Below are 23,403 nucleotides of genomic sequence, written 5' to 3'. Positions count from 1 at the left end.
TGTTCCGGACCCACCCGGACGGCCCAGGTCAGAGGTCCAGCACCAACCGCTTTCCTTGGCACCGGGACACGCAGAGCATCATCGTTTTGCCGGTCTCCCGCTCCGCGTCGCTCAGAACCGAGTCCCGGTGCTCCGGCGTGCCGTCGAGGACGTCGGTCTCGCAGGAGCCGCACGTGCCCTCGGAGCAGGAGTAGAGCACGTCAACACCGGCGGTCTGCACGGTTTCCAGCACGGAGACGTTGGGGAGCACGGTCAGTGTCTGCCCCGAGCGCTCCAGCACGACCTCGAACTCGCCGTCCGGGCCGGTCTGTTGGACCTTGGGTGCGAAGCGCTCCAGGTGCAGCTGCCCAGTGGGGCAGCGCGCCTCGACGGCGTCAAGGAGCGGTCCCGGACCGCAGCAGTAGACAAGGGTGTCCGGCGGGAGATCGGCGAACTCCGCATCGAGGTCCAGCAGTCCGGTCTCGTCCTGGGGTGCGATCCGTACCCGGTCGTCGCCGTACCGGGCCAACTCCTCGGTGAACGCGATCGATTGGCGCGTACGGCCGCCGTAGAGCAGCGTCCACTGCGCACCCGCCGCCTCGGCCGCGGCGATCATCGTCAGGATCGGGGTGATGCCGATGCCGCCCGCGACGAAGCGGTAGCGGGCGGCGGGTTCCAGCGCGAAGTGGTTGCGCGGACTGCGGACACGCACCTTGTCGCCCTCGCCCAACTGCCCGTGTATGTACGCCGATCCGCCGCGGCCCTGCGGCTCGTGCAGCACCGCGATGCGCCAGACGGACCGGTCGGCCGGATCGCCGCACAGCGAATACTGCCGCTCCAGGTCCGGCCCGAGCAGGACGTCTATGTGGGCGCCCGGCTCCCAGGCCGGGAGTTCCTCGCCCAGCGGGTGGCGGAAGGTGAGGACGAGCACGCCGTCGGCCGCGGTCTCCCTGCGGTCGACGACGAGTTCGAGTTCGTACGAGGTCATGGGCGGGGTCCTTTAGGCTCGTGCTCCCGGGGTTTAGCGCCTGGGGAGTCTCTGTTCCGGGGATCCTTGTTGTGGGGGTGCGTGTCCTTCGGGGTGGGCGAGCATCCACCCCCACATCTCGATCGGGTCCTGGGCGGTGTGCTCGGCGCCGCAGTGGCAGGTGCCGTGCAGGATGTCGGTGCCCGGGAGCCAGTCGACGCGGTAGATCTCTCCCGTGGGGCTGGTCATTGGACCTTCTCCACGGGCTTCTTGCCCTCCTCGACGAGGCGGGCGAGGATACGGCGGGCCGCGAGACCGCCGGTGTCGATGTTGATGCTCAGCTCCTGGTATCCGGCCCGCTCCGAACCCAGCGTCCGCTGAAGCAGATTGAGCGCTTCGACGTCCTGCATCACCACGGTGTGATTGAAGTCCCGCAGGAACGTGGTGACTTCTTCGTCGTCCCGCGCGAAGTCCCGGGAGACCGCCCAGAAGTCGTACACCTTGCCGTCTCCGGACGGCGTGATCGCGTACGTGATCTCGGTGTGGAAGGCGTTCGGATCGCTGCCGTCCGCCTCGGGCAGCACGCCGACCGGGGCGATCCGGCTGTGCAGCAGATACAGACACGGCGCGAAGTACTCGATGTCCTGCCAGCGCGTGATCCGGCCCTCGATGCCGGTCGAACGGGCGTAGAACGGCGGGCACTCGGCGTCGTCCATGTGCCGGCTCACCCGTACGATCCCCGCGCCCTCGTCGACCTCGGTGGTGATCGGCGTCTCGGCGACCTCGGGCGTGCCGATGTACCCGCCGTGCAGATAGGTCTCGTGGGACAGGTCGAGGAGGTTGTCGACGAGCAGCCCGTAGTCGGCGTCGATGGGCTCCATGCCGGACACCGTGGTCCACTCCGGCGAGTCCATGTGCCGGGCCCGCGGGATCGCCCCCGGGTCGGCGAGGGCCGGGTCACCGATCCAGACCCAGACGAACGCGTCCTGCTCGACGACCGGGTAGGAGGCGACGCGGGCCGTGCGCGGAATCCGCTTCTGGCCGGGCACGTACACACAGGTGCCCGTGGTGTCGTACGTGAACCCGTGGTATCCGCAGACGATCCGGTCCCCGTCGAGCCGGCTCTCCGACAGCGGGAAGCGGCGGTGCACACAGCGGTCGGACAGGGCGACGGCCGTCCCGTCGTCCTCGGTGCGGTAGAAGACGAGCGGCTCGCCGAGGATCGTCCGGCCGAGCAGTTCGCGCCCGACCTCGTGTGAGTAGGCGGCTACGTACCACTGGTTCCTGGCGTAGGAGGTCATGTGCGGCATGGCGTTCCCGTCCCTGAGGGCGGGGCCTCTTCACCCCGCTGGGCACCACATTCGTGACGGCGGCCACAGCCGGACAAGGCGGATTCCGCCTGACGGAAGGGCTCGTCGCATGGTCCTCGGAAGGGCTTGTGGATCGCTTAGGAGGGAAGGCCTCCTGGAATCCGCGGAGGCAACCATTCGTCTCGCGTACCGCCGACTTTCACATCGACGCCACAAGACCCTTCCCTGACGTTTGGTGCTCTTGGAACACTCCTTCCGCGCACGTTCCATCAACATCCCGTACCTTCCGGCCATCCGTACCCCGTCAGGACAAGAGGTCATCCACCCATGCCCCAAGTGAATCGGCGCCGTTTCCTCCAACTCGCGGGCGGCACCGCGGCGTTCACCGCGCTGTCGGACAGCATCGCCAGAGCCGCGTCCCTGCCCGCCGCGCACCGCAGTGGCACGATCGAGGACGTCGAGCACATCGTCGTCCTGATGCAGGAGAACCGGTCCTTCGACCACTACTTCGGCTCGCTGCGGGGCGTCCGCGGCTTCGGTGACCCGCGTCCGGCGACGACCGAGCCCGGCGCCAAGCCGGTCTGGTACCAGTCCGACGGCACCAAGGACGTGCTGCCCTTCCACCCCGACGCCGACGACCTGGGCCTCGCCTTCATCCAGGACCTGCCGCACGGCTGGAACGACGGACATGCCGCCTTCAATCAGGGCAAGTACGACAAATGGGTGCCGTCCAAGTCGGCGACCACCATGGCGTATCTGAACCGCGACGACATCCCGTTCCACTACGCGCTCGCCGACAGCTTCACCATCTGCGATGCGTACCACTGCTCCTTCATCGGCTCCACCGACCCGAACCGCTACTACATGTGGACGGGCTACACGGGCAACGACGGCTCCGGCGGCGGCCCGGTCCTCGGCAACGACGAGAAGGGGTACGACTGGACGACGTACCCCGAGCGCCTCGAAGCGGCCGGGGTCTCCTGGAAGATCTACCAGGACGTCGGCGACGGCCTCGACGCGAACGGCTCCTGGGGCTGGATCAACGACGCCTACCGCGGCAACTACGGCGACAACTCCCTGCTGTACTTCAACAAATACCGCAATGCCAAGCCCGGCGACCCCCTCTACGACAAGGCCCGAACCGGCACCGACGCCCGCAAGGGCGAGGGCTTCTTCGACCAGTTGAAGGCCGACGTCAAGGGCGGCACCCTGCCGAAGATCTCCTGGGTCGTCGCCCCCGAGGCCTTCACCGAGCACCCCAACTGGCCCGCGAACTACGGCGCCTGGTACATCGCCCAGGTCCTGGACGCGCTCACCTCCAACCCCGAGGTGTGGGGAAAGACGGCGCTGTTCATCACGTACGACGAGAACGACGGCTTCTTCGACCACCTCGTGCCGCCCTTCCCGCCGCAGTCCGCCGCGCAGGGCAAGTCCACGGTCGACGTCGGTCCTGACCTCTTCAAGGGCGACGCCGGTCATGTCGCCGGGGCCTACGGCCTCGGTCAGCGGGTGCCGATGCTCGTCGTCTCGCCCTGGAGCAAGGGCGGTTACGTCTGCTCCGAGACGCTCGACCACACCTCGATCATCCGGTTCATGGAGCGTCGCTTCGGCGTGCACGAGCCCAACATCTCGCCCTGGCGGCGCGCGATCAGCGGCGACCTCAGCGCCGCCTTCGACTTCAGCTGCAAGGACACCCGGCCGGCCACCCTGCCCGACACCGCGGGCTACCAGCCGCCGGACCACGACCGCCACCCCGACTACGTGCCGGCCCCGCCCGCCAACCCCGCCCTGCCCAAGCAGGAGCCCGGCTCGCGCCCGGCCCGCCCCCTCAAGTACGCGCCCCTGGTGGACGGTTCGGCGGACCCGGCGGCCGGAAAGTACACGCTCACCTTCGCCTCGGGGGCCAAGGCGGGCGCGGCCTTCCTCGTCACCTCCGGCAACCGCACCGACGGCCCATGGACGTACACCACCGAGGCGGGCAAGACCGTCTCCGACGCCTGGAACTCGGCGTACTCGAACGGCTCGTACGACCTCACCGTGCACGGCCCGAACGGCTTCCTGCGCACCTTCAAGGGCCCCGGCAAGGCCGCTGGCCCCGAGGTGACCGCGCGGCACGTCGGAAACGACGTGGAGCTGACCTTCACCAACAAGGGCTCCGGCACGGTGAATCTGAAGCTCACCAGCGGCTACGGCGGGAAGGCGCAGGTGTTCAAGGTGCGCGCGGGCGCCACCGTGAAGCAGACCGTGGACCTGCGGGCGAGCAGGCGCTGGTACGACCTGACCGTCGTGTCCGACGCCGACGCAACGTTCCTGCGGCGCTTCGCCGGACATGTCGAGAACGGCCGCCCCGGCGTCAGTGACCCGGCGATCGTCACCGGCTGATGGATACGCCGCCGGATACCGAACACCTGGTTGTATTCCTATGGGCTCGCGGTAGTGTGCCCCGGTGACCACGCATTCGAACACTCCTGCCGGTTGGTTCCCGGATCCGCAGGGAGCGTCCCAGACGCTGCGCTACTGGGACGGTTCCCAGTGGACCGAGCACACCAGCCCGGCCCAGCAGGCCCAGCAGGCCCAGGCGGCCCAGCAGGTGCCGCAGCAGGCTGCCGGTCCCGACCCGCGCGTGCAGCAGCAGGTGCATCAGCAGGCGGGGGTCGCGGCCGGTGCCGCCGGCGGCGGCACCCTGTTCACCGAGCCGGTCCTGGTGGTGAACCAGAAGGCCAAACTGATCGAGGTGACCAACGAGTACAAGGTCATGGATCAGAACGGCAACCAGCTCGGTACCGTCACCGAGGTCGGGCAGAGCGCGCTGAAGAAGGTGCTGCGCTTTGTCTCCAGCCTCGACCAGTTCATGACGCACCGGCTGGAGATCCGTGACGCGTACGGCCAGCCGCAGCTGCTGCTGACGCGGCCCGCGAAGTTCCTCAAGTCGCGGGTGGTCGTGTCGCGTCCGGACGGCTCGCCGGTGGGCGAGATCGTCCAGGAGAACATGATCGGGAAGATCAACTTCGCGATGAACGTCGACGGTCAGAAGGTCGGGGCGATCAAGGCGGAGAACTGGCGCGCCTGGAACTTCGCGATCGTCGACCACGCGGACAACGAGGTCGCCCGGATCACCAAGACCTGGGAAGGTCTGGCGAAGACCATGTTCACCACCGCGGACAACTACGTCCTGCAGATCCACTTCCAGCTCCCCGAGCCCCTGTTGAGCCTCGTCGTGGCGACGGCCCTGACCGTCGACACGGCCCTCAAGCAGGACTCCCGCGGGCTGGGCTGATCGCCGGCACACACGACAGCGGCGGGCGGCGCGTGCACAGAGCACGCGCCGCCCGCCGCTGTCATGTCGACGGCTCTCAGAGCGGGGTGAGGTGTCCCGGGCTGGAGGTCTTCGGCTGCTGGGGCATCAACGACGGCTCGTAGCGGGCCGTCCGGGGCTGCAACGCGAGGACCGCGGCCACCGGGTGGTCCTCGTCGACGGGTTCGGTCACCAGCCGGTCGGTCACCAGCGGCTCGGTCATGCCCTGTCCGGCCACGATCCGTCCGCGCGGGACCCCGTCGGCCAGGGCCGGTTCGGGCGCCGAACGCGACAGCGTCACCACGCCCCACGCCGCCACGGCCCCGCCGGCGGCGGCCAGCAGCAGACCCGCCGCACCGCCCTGGAGCCGCTCGCCGAGCAGCGAGAGGCCGATCACCACCGCGGCCATCGGGTTGGCCAGCGTCACCACGGCGAGCGGCGCGCCGAGACCGCCCCGGTAGGCGGTCTGCGAGAGCAGCAGCCCGCCCGCCGCGAACGCCGCGACGAGCAGCGCCACCACGATCACCTGGACACTGAGCAGCGGGCCCGTGCGGTCCGTCACCGCCACGGTCACGGTCTGCGTGAGCGCCGACGCGACACCCGAGGCGAACCCGGAGGCCGTCGCGTGCCGCAGCCCCGGGCGGGTGCCCGGCCGCGACAGGAGACCGATGGCGGCGGCCGTCGCGGCGGCGACGGCCAGCGCCTCCGGCACGCTCAGCACGTCGTCGGGCGCGGGCCCGGACGCCGTGACGAGCAGCGCGGACAGGCCGATCAGCGTGAGCGCCGTACCGCGCCACTCGACCGGGCTGACCCGGCGCCCGGCCACCCGCGCCCCGAGCGGCACCGCGGCCACGAGGGTGAGCGCGCCGAGCGGCTGCACCAGCGTGAGCGTTCCGTACTTGAGGGCGGCGACGTGCAGCAGCGCGGCGGACGCGTTGAGCGTCACCGACCACCACCAGGCGCCGGAGGTGAGCATCCGCAGCGTGCCCGCGCCGGTGCTCCGCGAGGCGAGCCGCTCCTGCGCGACGGCCGCGGCGGCGTACGCGACGGCCGAGAACAGCGACAGGACGATGGCGGCGAGGGTGGCGTTCATCGTCCCGCTCCCACGAGTTCCGGTGCTTCCTGTACGGAGTCGTCGGCGCCGACGAGTTCCTGCGCGCGCCCCGCCGTGGTGGCCGTGCGGTGCGGCGAGCGAAGCGAGATGGGGGTCCCCCCGGACGAAGTCCGGGGGAGGATCACGGCGAGGGCGATGCCGAGCAGGGCGGTCGCCACGATCGCGTCGAGCCAGTAGTGGTTCGCGGTGCCGACGATCACCGTCAGGGTGACCAGCGGATGCAGCAGCCACAGCCAGCGCCAGCGGGACCGGGTCGCGGCGATCAGGCCGATCGCCACCATCAGGGCCCAGCCGAAGTGCAGCGAGGGCATCGCCGCGAACTGGTTCGCCATCGAGTCGGTCGCCGGCGCCGCGCCGTACACCGTCGGCCCGTAGACCTGCCCGGTGTCCACCAGGCCGGCCGCGGCGAGCAGCCGGGGCGGGGCCAGCGGGAAGGTGAGGTGCAGTACCAGGGCGGCGGCGGTGAGTACGGCGAGCACCCGGCGGGCCCAGACGTAGTGCGTGGGGCGGCGCAGGTAGAGCCAGACCAGGAAGGCCGCGGTGGCCGGGAAGTGCACCGTCGCGTAGTAGGTGTTCGCGATGTGCACCAGGGTGTCGCTGTGCAGCAGTGCGGTCTGCACGGCGCCCTCGCCCGGCAGGTGCAGGGTGCGCTCCAGGTCCCACACGCGGTCCGCGTTGTGGAAGGCCTCACCGGTGTGGCCGGTGCCCAGCCGCCGGCCGAACTCGTAGACGGCGAAGAGGCCGACGACGAGCAAGAGCTCACGGATCAGCGGCGGCCGCGTTGCGGTGTTCCGCGACGACGGCCGCCGTATCGACGCGTCCGGCTCGGATTCTGCAGGCTCGGTTCGGGATTCCATCCCCCGGCCCCCTTGCTTCGTTCTTGCGTGGGGTGGTTCGTGGTGAGCCCAGGAAAGGGTCCACTCGACAGGGTGGGTCCTGTCCAAGGCTCATCGATACGCCAGTGTACCGAAACGAATCCGTACCGGTACACTGGCGTATCGGTACACCAACGTATCGATTCGGTAGACTGGGAATAACCGCACCATCACCGTCGGCAGCACCACGACACGAGCGAGGAGACGAGCCATGACGTCGCAGGCAGCGGAGGTACCGGAGACGGTCACCAACTCGCGCCGCTCCAAGATCACGCCCGAGCGTGAGAAGGAGTTCTACGACGCCGTGATCGATCACATCCGCGAGTCCGGCTATGACGCCCTGACCATGGAGGGCGTGGCCGCCAGCACCCGGTGCAGCAAGTCCACGCTCTACCGGCAGTGGAAGACGAAGCCGCAGTTCGTGGCCGCCGCGCTGCGCGCCAACCGGTGTGTGCGCTTCGGGGGCATCGACACCGGCTCGCTCGCCGGTGACCTGCGCGAGGTGGCCCGGGCGGCCTGCGAATGGTCGGGCAACGACACGACCAGCCTGTTCCAGGCGCTCGGTCATGCCGTGCTCCAGGACGAGGAACTGCAGAAGGCGCTGCGTGAGGCGATCGTGGAGCCCGAAGTCGCCGCGCTCCAGGTGATGATCCGCCGTGGCGTCGACCGGGGCGAGATCGCGGCCGACCACCCGGCGCTGGAGTACGTCCCCGGGCTGCTGTTCGGCGCCCTGCGTGTGCGTCCCGTCCTGGTGGGAAAGCCCGCGGATGCGGCATATCTCACACGGTTCGTGGAGGCGGTCGTGATCCCGGCACTGGGCCTCACCTGAGACTCAGGTCACCGTCCGCGGATTCCCGGGCGGAGGCCTGTTCGCGCCGCACCGTGGGGACGGGGGCGGCGCGCACCCCCCGGCCGGGTGGGGTTCCTCTTGAGCGGAGAGGCGCCCCACCCGGCCGAACTCTTTCCGGGCCGCAGGACCGAAGGGGTGTGGGCTACACGTTCTGCCCGTTGCCGCCCGCTCCGGACGCCTCCTTGATGCCCTTGGTGATCTCGTCGATCACGGACTGCTTGGGCGCCTTGGAGCTGACGTCGATGCCGAAGCGGACGACGACGAGCGACTTGGTGTCGGCCGGGGAGGGGAAGACGAGCGACTCGACGTAGCCGTCGTCGCCCTTGCTCGTGACGACCTTCCAGCGGACCAGGTAGCCCTTCTCGCCGGCCACGGTGACCGCCTCGGAGGCGAGCTCCTGGTGCGAGGTGATCTTGCCGTACCCCTTGCCGTAGGACTCCGTGGCGTTCTTGGAGATGTCCTCCTTGGCGGCCGCCTCGGCCGTGGTGGCCTTGAGCTTCTGCGTCTTCGCACTCGCCGAGTACGCCCCGCCGCGCTGGCACTTCTCGGCGGTGTCGCCGGGGCAGGGGTAGGTGTCGGTGGTCGCCACCCCGGCGCCCGCCGAGGTCGTGCCGCCCGCCCAGCCGTCGGGCACCGGGATGCTGATGCCGCTGACGGCGTCGGTGGCGTAGCCCTCCTCGGTCCCCGGCTGGCCCGGCTGGCCCGACTGGCCCGGCGCCGGAGCCTGGCCGCCGGATCCGCCCGGTCCACCCGAGCCGCCCGAGCCGCCGGGAGCGCCGCTCTCCCCGCCGCCCGGGCCGCCCTGGCCGCCGCCCGGGCCGCCCTGGCCGTTCTGACCGCCGGGTCCCTGGGAGTTGGCGGTGCTGCCGCCGTTGCCGTCGTCCTTGGTCAGGGCGTACACGCCACCGCCGATACCCGCGAGGACCGCGATCGCGGCGGCGACGGCTATACCGGTCCGCAGGCCGCGCCGCGGAGTGCCCGGAGCCCCGGGAGTGCCGGGCGCGCCGAAGGAGACGACGTCCGGATACGGTCCGGCGGCCGGCGCGTGCGCCGGGGGACCCCAGGAGGCGGCCGACCCGACGGGGCGGGTCTGGTCCGTCCATGCCTTGCCGTCCCACCAGCGCTCGGTGGCGGGACTGTCACTTGTCTGCCCGGGATCGGGATACCAGCCGGGGGGAGTCACCTGCGTCATGGTGCCCACCGTATGAGGTGTGGGTGAAAGACGGATGAGAGGGCTTGGGGAGGAGACCGGGGAGATCTCCCACGGCCGCCTCGCCGCAGAGGCTTGGCCGGGCCTGACGGGTGGTCACTCCAGCACCAGGCGCGCCGGCGGTTTCGGCGCGGGCGGCGGCAGCCGAAACCCGTCCCGCCCCGGAGTCAGGGAGCCGAGCACGCTCGGATGCCGGGCTCCGGTGCTCGCCGGTGCGGTGCCCGCGAGCCCGTGCAGCGTGAGGAAACCGAGGACGGCGAAGGCGTAGGCCTCCTTCGCGGCCGACGGCAGACCGAGCTCGCCGGAGTCGCGCAACGCCACGCCCGGCAACTCGGCGGCCAGCATCCCCATCAGGACGGGGTTGCGGGTGCCGCCGCCGGAGGCGACCACCTCCGTGGCGCCCGCCCCGCGTACGGCGTCGGCGACCGTCCGGGCGGTGAGCGCGGTGAGCGTCGCGATCACGTCCTCGGCGGGCAGCGTGCCGACCCCGGCCAGCGCCTCGTGCAGATGACCGAGGTGGAACAGTTCCTTGCCCGTCGTCTTGGGCGCGGGGCGCGCGTAGTACGGCTCGTCGAGCAGCCGGTCCAGCAGCAGCGGATGGACCCGGCCCCGGGCGGCCAGGGCGCCGTCGACGTCGTACGACAGGCGTCCGCCACTGAACCCCTGGGCCGCCGCGTCGATGAGCGCGCACCCGGGCCCGGTGTCGAAGGCGGTGCCGTCCGGCGCGGTCAGGTTGGCGATCCCGCCGAGGTTCAGCGCGACGGGAGTTCCCGGCCGCCCGCGCAGCCACAGCAGGTCGACCAGGCTGACCAGCGGCGCGCCCTGCCCGCCGGCGGCGATGTCACGCGGGCGGAAGTCGGCGACCACGGGCAGCCCGGTCGCCTCGGCGATCCACGCGGGCTGCCCGATCTGCAGCGTGCCGCGCACCCGGGAGTCCTCGACCCAGTGGTAGACGGTCTGCCCGTGCGAGGCGATCAACTCGGCGTCCCCGTCGCACAGTTCACGGTTTGCCCGGACGGCGGTCGCGGCGAAGGCCCGCCCGATCAGAGTGTCCAGGCGGCACACCTCGGCGAGCGTGGTGGACGCCGGTGGCAACGCCGCCGCGAGCGCGTCGCGCAGATCACCGTCGTACGCCTCGCTGACGAGCCCGAGCGGCCGCAGTGCCAGGGTGTCCCCGTCGAGGACGAGGTCGGCGGCCGCCGCGTCGATGGCGTCGTACGACGTTCCGGACATCAGGCCGATCACGCGCATGGGGTCAACTTGCCTTTCCTGCCGGGAGATATGCGCGCTCACCGGGCCCGTCGCCGTCACCGGCTTGGAGTGCCGGGCGCCGGACAGTCACGCGCATTCCTTCAACTCTGCGTCCCCGCCCGCCACTTGGCGCACCGGAGCCACGGAGAGAGCGAGCGCGCTCAGCGCGCACGCCGTCGCCGCGTAGTACGCGGGGATGTCCACGTTCCCCGTCCGCTTCACGGTCTCCGTGATGATGAGCCCGGCGCAGCCCGAGAACACGGCGTTGGACAGGGCGTAGGCGAGTCCCAGGCCCGTGCAGCGCACGCTGGTCGGGAACATCTCCGCGAGCATCGCGGGACCCGGCCCCGCCATCAGCCCCACGACGGCTCCCGCGCCGAACACCGCAGCACCCTTCACACCATGCGAAACGCCCGTGTCCTGAAGAAGGTTGAGCAGCGGGATCGCGAGGGCCACCACCAGCAGCGCCCCCGGCAGCATCACCGCCCGCCGCCCGACCCGGTCGCTGAGCAGCCCCGCCGGGATGATCGTGACCGCGAAACCCAGGTTGGCCAGCACTGTGGCGGTCAACGCCTGTTGGAAGCTCGCGTTCAGCGTCCTCTGCAGATACGACGGCAGCACGACGAGGAAGGTGTAACCGGCCGCCGCCCAGCCCATGACGCGCCCGGCCCCGAGCGCGACGGCCCGGGCGACCTCGCGCGCGGGAGGGCTCTTGGCCCCGTCGAAGGACGCTCCCTCGAGTGCCGCCTCCGCGGAGACCTCCGCCTCGAAGGCCGGCGTCTCGTCCAGCCGGAGCCGCAGCCACAGCGCCCCCAGCCCCAGCGGCAGCGTCAGCAGGAACGGCAGCCGCCAGCCCCAGTCGCCCAGCTGCCCCGCACTGAGCACGGTGGCCAGCAGCGCCGCGACCCCCGCGCCGCCCAGCAGCCCCAGCGCCACCGTGAACGACTGCCACGACCCGTACAGCCCGCGCCTCCCCGGCGGTGCGAACTCCGTCATCACCGAGACCGCGCCCCCGAACTCCCCGCCCGCGGACAGGCCTTGGACCATCCGGAGGAAGGTGAGCAGCCAGGGCGCGAGGGCACCCACCGCGGCGTACGTGGGCAGCGCGCCGATCAGCGTCGTCGCGCCCGTCATCAGGGCGATCACCAGGATCAGCACCGGACGGCGCCCGATCCGGTCCGCGAGCCGCCCGAACAGCGCGGCGCCGACCGGCCGGAAGAAGAAGGCGAGCGCGAAGGACGCGTACGTCTTCACCAGGCCCTCGACCTCGCTGCCGCCCGCCGGGGTGAAGAACCGCGCGGCGATCACCGTCGCGAAGTAGCCGTAGACACCGAACTCGTACCACTCGATGAAGTTGCCCACCGAACCCGCCACCAGAGCCCTGCGGGACCGGCCGGGCCGGGTGACGGGCAGGGCCGGACCAGGTGCGGGGCTGCTCATGTCGGTTCCTCCCGGGGTCGAGCCGAAGGAGCGGAACCCGTCGGTCCGCGACGGGGCGATGCCGGAAAGCTAGCTTCATTCCGGCGGCTGTTGACGGTCAATCACCTTCACGGAGGCTGGTGGGCGCGTCGCCGCGTCGCCCTCGCACACCCCACGTCACCCATCTCGGCAACAGGTGCCCGGACCGGCCTCCACATCGGGTTCCGTCCCGCTACGCTCGATGTCTGTACGTCGTTTGGGCGACCTGGGGAGGTAGCGGGATGACGGAGGCACGGCCCGGACCGGCCGCACCGGCCGCCGTGGCCTCGTTGTGGGAGCGAGACGCGGAACTCGCCGGTGTCGAGCGGGCGGTGGAGGCCCTGCGCGCGGACGCCACGACATCGGGCAGTCTGCTCGTGTTCAGCGGCGAGGCGGGCATCGGCAAGACCGCGCTCCTCGCGGAGGTCCGCCGGATCGCGGAGGCCGGCGGCTGCACGGTGTGGTCGGCCCGTGGCGGCGAGACCGTCACGTCCGTCCCCTTCAACGTCATACGTCAGCTGCTCCAGCCCGCCCTGCTCTCGCTGTTGCCCGAGGAGGCACGCGAGTACCTGGGCGACTGGTACGAGATCGCGGGCCCCGCACTCGGCGTCACGGACCCGGGCGAGCGCACCGCCGACCCGCAGGGCGTGTGCGACGGCCTGGTCGCGGCCGTACGGCGGCTCGCCAAGCGCGAGTGGCCGCTCGTCCTCGTCATCGACGACGCGCACTGGGCCGACCAGGAGACCCTGCACTGGCTCGCCGCGTTCGCCGAGCGCCTCGACGACCTGCCCGTCCTCGTCGTGGTCGCCCGCCGCCCTGGCGAGGTCACCGGCGAGCGCGCCCGGCACCTCGAGGCGGTCGCCGCCGCGACCCGCCGGGTCGCCACGCTCAGCGCGCTCACGCCCGACGCGGCGGCCGGCCTGACCCGCGCCACGGTCGGGGAGCACGCGGATGCCCCGTTCTGCCGCGAGGTGTGGGCGGTCACCGGCGGCAACCCGTACGAGACGGTGGAACTCCTCGCCAAGGTCCAGGACAGCGAACTCGAACCGGCCGAGTCGTCCGCCGCCGAACTGCGCGCCCTGAACCGCTCGGCGCGCGGCCGCGGACTCGTCGCCCGACTCGAAGGACTCGGCATCGACGCCACCCGGTTCGCCTGGGCGGCCGCCATCCTCGGCACCGAGATCTCCCTCGACCTCGCCGCCCAGCTCGCCGGGATGCCACACGACGAGGCGGTCCGTTGCGCCGAACTGCTCGGCGCGGCCCGTATCCTCACCGCCGCCCCCGAGTCCGCGGGCGGCCTCGGGGCCGACGGCGACCTGGAGTTCGTGCACCCGCTGATCGCCACCGCCGTCTACCGCTCGATCCCCGACGCGCTGCGCACCGCCATGCACGGCCAGGCCGCCTGGGCGGTCACCGAGTCGGGCCGGGGCGCGGCGGCCGCCGCCCGCCACCTCCTCGAAGTGCACCCGGACGACGACCCGGAACTCGTCGAGCAGATGCGCGAGGCCGCCCGTGAACACCTCGCGGTCGGCGCCCCCGACGCGGCCCGCCGCTGCCTGGAGCGCGCCCTCGCGGAACCGCCGCTTCCCGAGGTGCACGCGCGCGTGCTCTACGAACTGGGCTGCGCAACCCTCCTGACCGCGCCCGCCACGACGATCGGCCACCTGCGCGCCGCCCTCGACCGGCCGGGCCTCGAAGGCGACCTCCGTGTCGACGCCGTCTTCCGCCTCTCCCAGGCCCTGCTGCACAACGATCAGCTGGACGAGGCCGTGCGCACGGTCGACGCCGAGGCCGCCCGCCTCGCACCGGGCTCCGCCCGCATGCGGTTGCAGGCCGTGCACTACATGTGGGAGGGCATCCACGCAGGGGAGGAGCACTCCCCGGACCGCTCCCGCAGCCTCGCCGAACTCGTCAGGACGTGCACCGGCCGCGACAACTCCGAACGCGCCCTGCTCATACTGCGCGGCTTCGACGCGATGACCCGCGGCGAGAGCGCCGAGGAGGTCGTGGAACTCTGCGACCGCGCCCTCGTCAACGGCCGCCTCGCCCCCGGCCTCGGCTGGACCGACACCGAGTGGGGCATCGAACTCCTCATGATGCTGGGCAGTTCGTACGCCTACACCGACCGGCTGGAGCGGGCGGAGAGCCTCTTCAGCGAGGCCCTGCGCGCCTACACCACCGCCGGGTGGAGCGGCGGCCACCTCGCCCTCGCACACGCGTTCCTCGGCCTCGCGTACCGCAGGCAGGGCCGCCTCAAGGACGCCGAGGCCATCCTGCGCGACTCACTGCGGCTGGCCGAGCGCGTCGGCCGCGGGCTGCCGCTGTACTGGTCCGCGACCTGCGGGCTCGTCGACACACTGCTCGCCCGCGGCCATGTCGACGAGGCCGCGGAGATCGCCGAGCGGTACGGCTTCGCCCCGCCCTACCCGTCCACGATCGTCCTGCCGGACACCCGCTCCGTACGCGGCCGGCTGCTGCTCGCCATCGGCCGCACGAAGGAAGGCATCAACGAACTGGAGGCGGCCGAGAAGGCGGCGGGCGCCCGCGGCCACCACAACACGGTGATGGCCCCCTGGGCCGTCGACCTCGCCCGGGCACTCGCCAAGGAGGACCCGCCCCGCGCCGCCGCCCTCGCCAAGGACGCCCGCCGCCAGGCCGAGCGTTTCGGCACCGACACGGCCATCGGGGAGGCGCTGCGCTGCGCCGCCGCCCTGGAGACGGGCCAGCGGGCGATCCAGCTGGCCCGCCAGGCGGTCGTCTACCTGGAGGCCTCCCCGTGCCAGTACGAACACGCCGCCGCCCGCGTCGAGTACGGCATCGCCGCCCGGTCCGTGTCCGACCTCAACAAGGGTCTGGCGCTGGCTCGTTCATGCGGGGCCGACGGTCTGGCGGTCAAGGCGCAACAGGTGCTGGTGACGGGGCAGGGGCTTCGGTAGGCGTTCAACGCTTGAGCCAGCAGGAGCCGTTCGGCTCCTTCAGCTAGGTCGGCTCCGTGGGCTCCTGCAGCTCCTTCAGCTCGTTCGGCTCCCGAGGAGTTGGTCCGTGACGGCCTCCAGGCGCCCCCGCACGGCGAGGTCGTACGTGCCGGGGTGCGCCCGCGACGGGCTCGTACCGTCGAAGTACCCGCCCGTGCCCAACTCCCTTGTGGCCAGCGCCAGTACGCCCGCCGCGCCGTCGGCGACGGTCGACCACGGGCTGACTCCCGCCTCGCGGACCATCGTCGTGTCCATGTAAGTGGCCGGGTGCAGGACGTTCACCGAGACGCCGCTGTCCGCCAGCTCCCCGGCGAGCGTGAACGTGTGTGCCGCGAGCGCGAACTTGCTGCGGCAGTACGCCGATACGCCGTTGTAGCCGCGGGTCAGCTCCGGGTCGTCGAAGTCCAGCGGCTCCTGGCCGGCCGAACCGACGTTGACGATGCGGGCGGGGGCGCCCCCGCGCAGGACGGGCAGCAGGGCGCGGGTGAGGGCCACAGGGGCCAAGTAGTTCACCGCCAGGCGCAGTTCATGGCCGTCGGCGCTCACCTCGCGGCCCGCGCCGCGTGCCCCGCTTCCCACGCCGGCGTTGTTGACCAGCACGTCCAGGTCGGGGTGGGCAGCGGCGACGTGCTCGCCCAGCCGGCGCACCTGCGCCAGCGAGGCCAGATCGGCGACGAATCCCTCGGCGTCGCCCTCGGCGCGCAGCTCGTCGACAAGCCGCTCGGTGCGGCCCGGGTCGCGGCCGTGCGCGAGGACGGTGTGCCCGGCGCGGACCAGCTCGAAGGCGACATGGCGACCGAGGCCGGAGGTGGAACCGGTGATCAGGATGGTGGACATGCCTCCACCGTAGGCACACGGCAGAGCGATTCGCGTGGTGCTGCTGAAGCTACCACCGGCAGGGTCACCCTCCGCTGCCGTCCTCCTCGGCCAGCACCCGCTGGGCCGTCGCGAACGCCGCGTTCGCCGCCGGCACCCCGACGTACACGGCGGTCTGCATCAGCACCGCGCCGATCTCCTCCGGCGTGAGACCGTTGCGCCGCGCCGCCCGCACATGCATGGCCAGCTCGTCGTAGTGGCCGTGCGCGACCAGCGCCGTCAGCGTGATCATGCTGCGCTCGCGGCGCGAGAGGGTCGGGTCGGTCCAGATCTCGCCCCAGGCATAGCGCGAGATGAAGTCCTGGAAGCGCGCGGTGAACGGCGTCTGCCGGGCCTGCGCCCGGTCCACGTGCGCGTCGCCGAGCACCTCACGCCGTACCTCCATGCCGCGCTTGGCCCCGCCGTCGAGGTGCGTCCGCAACACGGTGAGCACGGCCTCGGGGCACTGGGCAGGGGCGAGGTGCGAGGCGCCCGGCAGCTCGACGAGGGCGGCACCCGGCACCGCGTCCGCGATCTCCCGCAGATGCGCAGGCGGCGTCGCCGGATCCTGCCGCCCGGCGATCAGCAGGGTCCGTACGGCGATCTCCGGCAGGCGCTCGCGCAGATCGAACGCGGCCAGCGCGTCGCAGCACGCGGCGTACGCCTCGGGGTCCGCGTCGCGCTGGTCGGCGACCAGCTCCGGCACGGTGAAGCCGGGTGTGAACCAACGGGCGTTCGCGCTCTCGGCCAGTCCCGCCAGGCCCTCGCGCCGCACCAGCGCGGCCCGCTCCTCCCACGGCTTCGACCCGTTGAAGTGGGCCGATGAGCAGATCACCGCCAGTGACGAGACCCGCTCCGGGTGGTGCAGCGCCAGGTGCAGTCCCACCGCGCCGCCCAGCGACACACCCGCGTACGCGAACCGCTCGATGCCGAGGGAGTCGGCGAGCGCCAGCACCAGGTCGGCGAGGTCACCGACGGTGGCCCCCGGGCCGATCAGGTCGGCTGCGGAGCCACCGTGCCCCGGCAGGTCCCAGCGGACCACCCGGTGTGTGATGGACAGTTCCGGAGCGACTTTGTCCCACAAGGCGTACGAGGTGCCCAGCGAAGGCCCGAGCAGCAGCGACGGAGCGGAAGTCGGTCCCTCGGCACGGTGGTTGAGGAGTTTCACGGTCAACGTCGCTCCAGAGCACGATCGGTGAGGTCACCGGCGCTGCCGGTGTAATGAGCGGGGTCGGTGAGCCCGTCGAGGTCGATGCCCTTCATGTCCGGTTCCTCGGCGAGGAGTTCGGCCAGCGTCCGGCCCTCGGCGTACGTCCGCCGGGCGAGGTCGGTCAGCAGGGCCTTGGCGCGGGCGCGGCCGAGCACGGGGGCCAGCGCGGCCGACAGCCGCTCGGAGACGATCAATCCGTGGGTGAGACCGAGGTGTTCCCGCATGGCCTCCGGGTGCACGCTCAGCCCCTCGGTCAGGTCGGCGGCGTGGCTCGCCGCGCCGCCGGTCAGCCGCAGGAGGTCGCGCAGCGGGGACCACTCGGCGTGCCAGGCCCCGGCCGGCCGCTCGTCCTCCGCCGCCATCGACCCGTACAGGGTGGCGGCGAGCTGCGGCGCGCGCCGGGCGGCGGCCGCGATCAGGGTGGACCGTACGGGATTCGCCTTGTGCGGCATGGCGGACGAACCGCCGCCGCTGCCCTCGCCGACCTCGGCGATCTCGGTGCGGGAGAGGGTGAGCACGTCCACGGCGATCTTGCCGAGCGCCCCGGCGGTGAAGGCCAGGGCCCCGGCGAGGTCGGCGACGGGCGTGCGCAGCGTGTGCCAGGGCAACAGTGGTGCGGCGAGGCCGAGTTCGGAGGCGTACGTCTCCGTCAGTGCCCGCGTGTCCTGAGTGCCGTACGCCTGGAAGGCCGCCAACGTCCCGGCAGCGCCGCCGAGTTGGGCGGGGAGCGAGCCTCGGACCCCGGTGATGCGATCCCGTGCGTCCAGGACCAGCGAGCGCCACCCGGCCGCCTTCAGCCCGAAGGTCGTCGGCACGGCGTGCTGGGTGAGCGTGCGACCCGGCATCGGGGTGTCGCGGTGTTCGGCGGCCAGCCCGGCCAGCGCCCGCTCGGTGCGGACGAGGTCGGCGAGGATCAGGTCCAGGGTGCGTGCGGCGACCAGCATCGTCGCCGTGTCCATGATGTCCTGGCTGGTCGCGCCTCGATGCACGTAGGGGCCGTACTCCTCACCGACCGCCGTGGTGAGGTCGGCGACCAGGGGAATGACCGGGTTCCCGCCGGTGAGCGTGCGCGCAGCCAGGGAGCGGAGGCCGAAGCCCGCCGGTACGGCCGCCTCGTCCACCGCCGCCGCGGCCTCGGCCGGGGCGAGCCCCAGCGTGGCCTGGGCCCGGGTCAGCGCGGCCTCCGCGTCGAGCAGCGCCCGCAGATACGCGTGGTCGCCGGTCTCGTGCGCGGCGCCGGACAGTCCCCACTCCGGGGAGAGGAGGCCGGTGTCGGCGTACGGAGGAGAAGCGAATGTCACTGGAACTCCAGGAAGACCGTTTCGCCTTCGCCCTGAAGGCGGATGTCGAAACGGTACGTTCCGCGGCCCTCGTCGGCCGCGATCAGCGTGTCGCGCCGCTCCTGGTCCAGTTGCGCGAGCAGCGGGTCGGCGGCGAGCGCCGCCCCGTCGCCGGGCAGGTAGATCCGGGTGAACAGGTGGACGAGCAGGCCGCGCGCGAAGACGCACACGCTGAGGTAAGGGGCGCTGTGCCCGCGCGCGCCGGGCCGCAGCGTCCGTGCGTACCAGTGGCCATTGGCATCCGTCTGGATGCGGCCCCAGCCGGTGAACTCCACGCCGTTGCGGCCCAGATGGCCGCCGCTCGCCGGGTCGCGACGCATCGAGCCGTCCGTGGTCGGCAGGTTGCCGTCCGGGTCCGGCCCCCACAGCTCGACGAAGGCGTCCGGCAGCGGCTTGCCCTCGCCGTCGTACACGTATCCCTGCACGGTGATGGTGTCCGGGTGGCCGACCGGCGCGATGTCACCGCCACCCGGGAAGGGCAGCGCGTAGCCGTAGAAGGGGCCGACCGTGTGCGACGGGGTGGGGAGCACGGTCTCCGGACGACTCGTGTCGATCTTCGTCATGGCAGCTCAGCGTCCTTCTTCGATCCAGGTGGCGTTCGGCCCGTCGAGCACGATGTCCCAGTGGTAGCCCATCGAGAACTCCGGCACCGACAGGCTGTGGTCGTACGTCGCGATCAGCCGCTGCCGGGCCGCGTCGTCCGTCACCGACTGGATGATCGGGTCGTAGGGGAACAGCGGGTCGGCGGGGAAGTACATCTGCGTCACGAGCCGCTGGGTGAACGCCGAACCGAAGAGCGAGAAGTGGATGTGGGCCGGCCGCCAGGCGTTGACGTGCTGGCGCCAGGGGTAGGGGCCGGGCTGGATGGTGGTGAAGTGGTAGAAGCCGCTGTCGTCGGTCAGTGTGCGGCCGACGCCCGTGAAGTTCGGGTCCAGCGGGGCGTCGTGCTGCTCGCGCTGGTGGGCGTAGCGCCCGGCCGAGTTGGCCTGCCAGACCTCGACGAGCTGGCCCCGGATCGGCCGCCCGTCCCGGTCCAGCAGCCGGCCGGAGACGGTGATGCGTTCACCGATCGGTTCGCCGTTGTGGTGCCGGGTGAGGTCGTTGTCGATCTCGGTGATGTCCCGCTCGCCGAAGGCGGGCGAGGCCAGTTCCACCAGCTCCGGGTCCTTGCTGACGTCGATGGTGACCGGTGGCTGCTTCGGGTGGCGCAGGGTGGAGGAGCGGTAGGGGGCGTAGTCGCGGCGCGGCTGGTGCTCGACGGGGGCGCCGTCGGCGATGCGCTTCTCGTACGCGGCGTGCTGGGCCGCGATCTCCAGGTCGATGTCCGCTTGCGTGAGAGTCATGGGGGTTCCTGGCGCTTCCTAGCGTTCGAGGACGAGGGCGAGGCCTTGGCCGACGCCGATGCAGAGGGTGGCGACGCCGATACCGCTGCCCTGGCGGGCGAGTTGGTGGGCGACGGTGCCGGCGAGGCGGGCGCCGGATGCGCCGAGCGGATGGCCCAGGGCGATGGCGCCGCCCTGCGGGTTGAGGATCGTGGGGTCGAACTCGGGCCATTCGGCGACGCATCCGAGGACCTGGGCAGCGAAGGCCTCGTTCAGCTCCAGCACTGACAGGTCGTCAAATCTCTTGCCCGCCTTGGCCAGTGCCCGGTTGACTGCCTGGACGGGGGCGAGCCCGAAGTACTGCGGGTCGATGGCGGAGACGCCGGTCGCGCCGACCCGGGCGAGCGGTTCGCGGCCGGTGGCCTTCAGTCCCTCCTCGTCGACCAGGAGCAGGGCTGCGGCGCCGTCGTTGAGCGGGGAGGCGTTGCCCGCGGTGACCGTTCCCCCGGCGGGGCGGAAGGACGGCTTGAGCCTGGCCATCGCCTCCAGGGAGGCGTCCGGCCGTACGCACTCGTCGGCGGTGAGGACGAGCGGGTCGCCCTTGCGCTGCGGGATGGACACCGGCGCCAACTCGTCGTCGAAGAGGCCTTGTTGCGCGGCTGCGGCGGCCTTCTGGTGGCTGGCGAGGGCGAACTCGTCCTGCTGCTCACGCGTGATCTTGTGCTTGTCGGCGATGAGTTCCGCCGACTCTCCCAGCGGGATCGTCCACTGCGGGTCCATCTTCGGGTTGACCATCCGCCAGCCCAGCGTGGTGGAGTACAGCTCGGCGTGCCCGGCTGGGAACGGCCTCTCCGCCTTGGGCAGCACGTACGGCGCCCGGGTCATCGACTCCACCCCACCCGCTACGGCGATGGAGGCGTCCCCGACGGCGATGGCGCGGGCGGCCTGGATGACCGCCTCCAGCCCCGAGGCGCACAGCCGGTTGACGCTCACGCCCGGCACGGAGGTGGGCAGCCCCGCGAGCAGGCCCGCCATCCGGGCGACGTTGCGGTTCTCCTCGCCCGCGCCGTTGGCGTTGCCGAAGTACACGTCCTCGATCCGGGACGGGTCCAACGCGGGTGTACGGGTGAGGAGTTCACGAATCGCGTGTGCGCCCAGGTCGTCCGGGCGCACCGAGGCCAGTGCGCCGTTGTAGCGGCCGATCGGCGTGCGCACGGCGTCGACGATGTAGACGTCCTTCACTTCAGGTCCTCCGCGACAGTCAGCTTGGCGTCGGTCTTGGCGATGATGTCCTCGGTGCTCACGCCGGGCGCGCGCTCCACCAGGACCAGTCCGTCCGCCGTGACGTCGAGGACGCCGAGGTCGGTGATGATCCGGTTCACGCAGGCCTGCCCCGTCAGTGGCAGCGCGCACTCCTGGAGGATCTTCGGGCTGCCGTCCTTGGCGGTGTGCGTCATGACGACGATGACCGTACGGGCGCCGTGCACCAGGTCCATCGCCCCGCCGATCCCGGTGATCAGCTTGCCGGGGATCGCCCAGTTGGCGAGGTCCCCGGCCGCGGAGACCTGCATGGCACCAAGGACGGCGACATCGATGTGGCCGCCTCGGATCATCCCGAAGGAGAGCGCCGAGTCGAAGAAGGAGGCGCCCGGCAGGACGGTGACGGTCTCCTTGCCGGCATTGATCAGGTCCGGGTCGACCTGTTCCTCGGTGGGGTAGGGGCCGGTGCCCAGGATGCCGTTCTCCGACTCCAGGATCACCTCGACGCCCGGCGGCAGGTAGTTGGGGATCAGTGTCGGCAGACCGATGCCGAGGTTGACGTACTGCCCGTCGTGAAGCTCGCGCGCCGCCCGCGCGGCCATCTCTTCCCGCGTCCAGGTCATCAGCCGCTCACCTGTTCCTCTGTCGCGGGCGCCGAGATCGTCCGCTTCTCGATCATCTTCGCGGCCGCCTGCTCCGGAGTCAGCGCGACCACCCGCTGCACGAAGATCCCCGGCAGATGCACCGCATCCGGATCGATCTCCCCGGGCTCCACGAGTTCCTCGACTTCGGCGATCGTCACCCGCCCGGCCATCGCCGCCAGCGGGTTGAAGTTGCGGGAGGACTTGTTGAAGACCAGGTTGCCGTGCCGGTCGCCCTTCCAGGCGCGGACCAGCGCGAAGTCGGTGCGGATGCCGCGCTCCAGCACGTACTCGGTGCCGTCGAACTCCCGCACCTCCTTGGGCGGCGAGGCCAGCGCGACGCCGCCGGAGCCGTCGTAGCGCCAGGGAAGTCCGCCGTCGGCGACCTGCGTGCCCACCCCGGCCGGCGTGAAGAAGGCCGGAATCCCGGCCCCGCCCGCGCGCAGGCGTTCGGCCAGCGTGCCCTGCGGGATCATCTCCACCTCCAGCTCCCCGGCCAGGTACTGGCGGGCGAACTCCTTGTTCCCCCCGATGTAGGACCCGGTCACCCGCGCGATCCGACCGGCCGCCAGCAGTACCGCGAGGCCCGACTCCATCGCCCCGCAGTTGTTGGACACCACGCCCAGGCCCGAGATCCCACGCTCGTAGAGAGCCTGGATCAGCACGTTCGGTACACCGCTCAGCCCGAAGCCGCCCACGGCGAGCGTCGCACCGTCCGGCACATCGGCCACCGCCTCGACGGCTGTGGCGACCACCTTGTCCATCCGTGAAGCCCCATCTCTGGCGAGCGGCCAGCGCCCCAATTAGTCAGGGCACTGATTATTTATTCGAGATTTCAAACACGCTGCCACCCGATCTCCTGGCAGTCAAGACCCAGGATGAACATGCAGGTGGGAGTCTTCAATCGGTTGGGGAGACAGGGTGCGGTGCATCCTTGTATCGTTCAGTACACCAATCAAAATGATTCCGATGCGCGGCGAGGCGCGGCGCGTACCTGGAGCTGAGGAGCGCACATGGCCGCCGTGGACCTGTCCATGCACCCCGGGCACCTGGCCCGGCGGCTCCAGCAGGCGCATTATCTGCTCTGGAACACGATGGTGTCGGAGGAGATCACCTCACCGCAGTTCGCGGTCCTGAACGCGCTCGTCGCGGAGCCGGGCCTGGATCAACGGACCGTGGGGGAGCGGGTCGGCCTCGACCGGTCGACCATCGCCGAGGTGATCAGCAGGCTCAGCCGTCGCGCGCTGCTGGACAAGGTGCGCGACCCGCAGGACGGCCGCCGCTTCCTGCTGCGCCTGACGGACGAGGGGACGCGCACGCACCGCAAGCTCACCGTGCGCACGGCCCGGATGAACCAGGTCTTCCTGGCCCCCCTTTCCGCCGAGGAGCAGACCGTCTTCTTCGATCTCATCCAGCGTGTCTCCGACGCGGCCGAGGGGCTCCGCAATCCCGCTCCGGCGGACCCCCTCGTCACCCAGCGCTGACCCTTGC

Annotated in this window: 21 protein-coding genes; 5 read left to right on the top strand and 16 right to left on the bottom strand. The window is 71.5% G+C overall.

The window, feature by feature from the left end; genetic code table 11:
• Positions 1-28: 28 nt before the first annotated feature.
• Genes AB5J56_RS08550 through AB5J56_RS08540 form a run of 3 tightly spaced genes read right to left on the bottom strand, consistent with a single transcriptional unit; the run spans position 29 to position 2,256 of the window.
• Positions 29-967, bottom strand: a complete 939-nt coding sequence (locus AB5J56_RS08550) for a 2Fe-2S iron-sulfur cluster-binding protein (RefSeq protein WP_369231633.1) — start codon at positions 965-967, stop codon at positions 29-31.
• A gap of 33 nt (positions 968-1,000) precedes the next feature.
• On the bottom strand, positions 1,001-1,195 hold the full coding sequence (locus tag AB5J56_RS08545; protein WP_369231631.1) for a hypothetical protein: 195 nt from the start codon (positions 1,193-1,195) through the stop codon (positions 1,001-1,003).
• Entirely contained in the window at positions 1,192-2,256 is a 1,065-nt protein-coding gene (locus tag AB5J56_RS08540) for a Rieske 2Fe-2S domain-containing protein (protein WP_369231629.1), read from the bottom strand. Before AB5J56_RS08540 ends, AB5J56_RS08545 begins: the two co-directional genes overlap by 4 nt.
• A 327-nt stretch (positions 2,257-2,583) precedes the next feature.
• On the opposite strand from AB5J56_RS08540, the gene AB5J56_RS08535 reads away from it, so the two are divergent.
• Both AB5J56_RS08535 and AB5J56_RS08530 read left to right on the top strand, forming a co-directional pair.
• Entirely contained in the window at positions 2,584-4,638 is a 2,055-nt protein-coding gene (locus AB5J56_RS08535) for a phosphocholine-specific phospholipase C (RefSeq protein ID WP_369231627.1), read from the top strand.
• A 64-nt stretch (positions 4,639-4,702) separates the two neighbouring features.
• Entirely contained in the window at positions 4,703-5,533 is an 831-nt protein-coding gene (locus tag AB5J56_RS08530) for a phospholipid scramblase-related protein (RefSeq protein WP_369231625.1), read from the top strand.
• Positions 5,534-5,609: 76 nt separating this feature from the next.
• On the opposite strand, the gene AB5J56_RS08525 is transcribed toward AB5J56_RS08530, so the two are convergent.
• Complete coding sequence (locus tag AB5J56_RS08525) at positions 5,610-6,644, bottom strand: hypothetical protein (protein ID WP_369231623.1); 1,035 nt, start codon at positions 6,642-6,644, stop codon at positions 5,610-5,612.
• Positions 6,641-7,522: a phosphatase PAP2 family protein gene (locus tag AB5J56_RS08520; RefSeq protein ID WP_369231621.1), complete on the bottom strand. Its 882-nt coding sequence runs from the start codon at positions 7,520-7,522 to the stop codon at positions 6,641-6,643. The genes AB5J56_RS08525 and AB5J56_RS08520 overlap by 4 nt, the downstream gene beginning before the upstream one ends.
• Positions 7,523-7,751: 229 nt before the next feature.
• Here AB5J56_RS08520 and AB5J56_RS08515 point away from each other — a divergent pair, with 229 nt between their 5' ends.
• The gene (locus tag AB5J56_RS08515) at positions 7,752-8,369 is read left to right on the top strand and encodes a TetR/AcrR family transcriptional regulator C-terminal ligand-binding domain-containing protein (protein WP_369231619.1); all 618 of its coding nucleotides are present in this window, start codon (positions 7,752-7,754) and stop codon (positions 8,367-8,369) included.
• A gap of 163 nt (positions 8,370-8,532) precedes the next feature.
• On the opposite strand, the gene AB5J56_RS08510 is transcribed toward AB5J56_RS08515, so the two are convergent.
• The 3 genes from AB5J56_RS08510 to AB5J56_RS08500 all read right to left on the bottom strand — a co-directional run bounded on the left by AB5J56_RS08510 (position 8,533) and on the right by AB5J56_RS08500 (position 12,291).
• Positions 8,533-9,582 carry a DUF2510 domain-containing protein gene (locus AB5J56_RS08510; RefSeq protein WP_369231617.1) on the bottom strand — a complete coding sequence of 350 codons (1,050 nt, stop codon included), beginning with the start codon at positions 9,580-9,582 and terminating at the stop codon, positions 8,533-8,535.
• 114 nt (positions 9,583-9,696) lie between these two features.
• On the bottom strand, positions 9,697-10,851 hold the full coding sequence (locus AB5J56_RS08505) for an anhydro-N-acetylmuramic acid kinase (RefSeq protein WP_369231615.1): 1,155 nt from the start codon (positions 10,849-10,851) through the stop codon (positions 9,697-9,699).
• 87 nt (positions 10,852-10,938) lie between these two features.
• The gene (locus tag AB5J56_RS08500; protein ID WP_369231613.1) at positions 10,939-12,291 is read right to left on the bottom strand and encodes an MFS transporter; all 1,353 of its coding nucleotides are present in this window, start codon (positions 12,289-12,291) and stop codon (positions 10,939-10,941) included.
• Between the two features lie 260 nt (positions 12,292-12,551).
• Between AB5J56_RS08500 and AB5J56_RS08495 the strand changes: the two genes are divergently transcribed.
• Positions 12,552-15,245 (top strand): AAA family ATPase, encoded by a 2,694-nt coding sequence (locus AB5J56_RS08495; RefSeq protein ID WP_369231611.1) that lies wholly within the window; start codon positions 12,552-12,554, stop codon positions 15,243-15,245.
• A gap of 75 nt (positions 15,246-15,320) precedes the next feature.
• Here AB5J56_RS08495 and AB5J56_RS08490 read toward each other — a convergent pair whose 3' ends face one another.
• The 8 genes from AB5J56_RS08490 to AB5J56_RS08455 all read right to left on the bottom strand — a co-directional run bounded on the left by AB5J56_RS08490 (position 15,321) and on the right by AB5J56_RS08455 (position 22,676).
• Complete coding sequence (locus AB5J56_RS08490) at positions 15,321-16,121, bottom strand: SDR family NAD(P)-dependent oxidoreductase (protein ID WP_369231610.1); 801 nt, start codon at positions 16,119-16,121, stop codon at positions 15,321-15,323.
• Between the two features lie 64 nt (positions 16,122-16,185).
• Positions 16,186-17,313 carry a 3-oxoadipate enol-lactonase gene (pcaD, locus tag AB5J56_RS08485; RefSeq protein WP_369231608.1) on the bottom strand — a complete coding sequence of 376 codons (1,128 nt, stop codon included), beginning with the start codon at positions 17,311-17,313 and terminating at the stop codon, positions 16,186-16,188.
• Complete coding sequence (pcaB, locus tag AB5J56_RS08480; RefSeq protein ID WP_369231606.1) at positions 17,310-18,650, bottom strand: 3-carboxy-cis,cis-muconate cycloisomerase; 1,341 nt, start codon at positions 18,648-18,650, stop codon at positions 17,310-17,312. Before pcaB ends, pcaD begins: the two co-directional genes overlap by 4 nt.
• Entirely contained in the window at positions 18,647-19,252 is a 606-nt protein-coding gene (gene pcaG / locus AB5J56_RS08475) for a protocatechuate 3,4-dioxygenase subunit alpha (protein WP_369231604.1), read from the bottom strand. The genes pcaB and pcaG overlap by 4 nt, the downstream gene beginning before the upstream one ends.
• Positions 19,253-19,258: 6 nt before the next feature.
• Positions 19,259-20,032 carry a protocatechuate 3,4-dioxygenase subunit beta gene (gene pcaH / locus AB5J56_RS08470; protein WP_369231602.1) on the bottom strand — a complete coding sequence of 258 codons (774 nt, stop codon included), beginning with the start codon at positions 20,030-20,032 and terminating at the stop codon, positions 19,259-19,261.
• A gap of 18 nt (positions 20,033-20,050) precedes the next feature.
• Positions 20,051-21,253 carry an acetyl-CoA C-acyltransferase gene (locus AB5J56_RS08465; protein WP_369231600.1) on the bottom strand — a complete coding sequence of 401 codons (1,203 nt, stop codon included), beginning with the start codon at positions 21,251-21,253 and terminating at the stop codon, positions 20,051-20,053.
• The gene (locus AB5J56_RS08460; protein ID WP_369231598.1) at positions 21,250-21,894 is read right to left on the bottom strand and encodes a CoA transferase subunit B; all 645 of its coding nucleotides are present in this window, start codon (positions 21,892-21,894) and stop codon (positions 21,250-21,252) included. Before AB5J56_RS08460 ends, AB5J56_RS08465 begins: the two co-directional genes overlap by 4 nt.
• Complete coding sequence (locus tag AB5J56_RS08455; RefSeq protein ID WP_369231596.1) at positions 21,894-22,676, bottom strand: CoA transferase subunit A; 783 nt, start codon at positions 22,674-22,676, stop codon at positions 21,894-21,896. The genes AB5J56_RS08460 and AB5J56_RS08455 overlap by 1 nt, the downstream gene beginning before the upstream one ends.
• A 249-nt stretch (positions 22,677-22,925) precedes the next feature.
• Between AB5J56_RS08455 and AB5J56_RS08450 the strand changes: the two genes are divergently transcribed.
• On the top strand, positions 22,926-23,396 hold the full coding sequence (locus tag AB5J56_RS08450; RefSeq protein WP_369231594.1) for a MarR family winged helix-turn-helix transcriptional regulator: 471 nt from the start codon (positions 22,926-22,928) through the stop codon (positions 23,394-23,396).
• Positions 23,397-23,403: the final 7 nt, after the last annotated feature.

The sequence above is a fragment of the Streptomyces sp. R21 genome (assembly GCF_041051975.1).
Lineage (GTDB): Bacteria > Actinomycetota > Actinomycetes > Streptomycetales > Streptomycetaceae > Streptomyces.
This window is presented reverse-complemented; position numbering and strand designations above follow the sequence as displayed.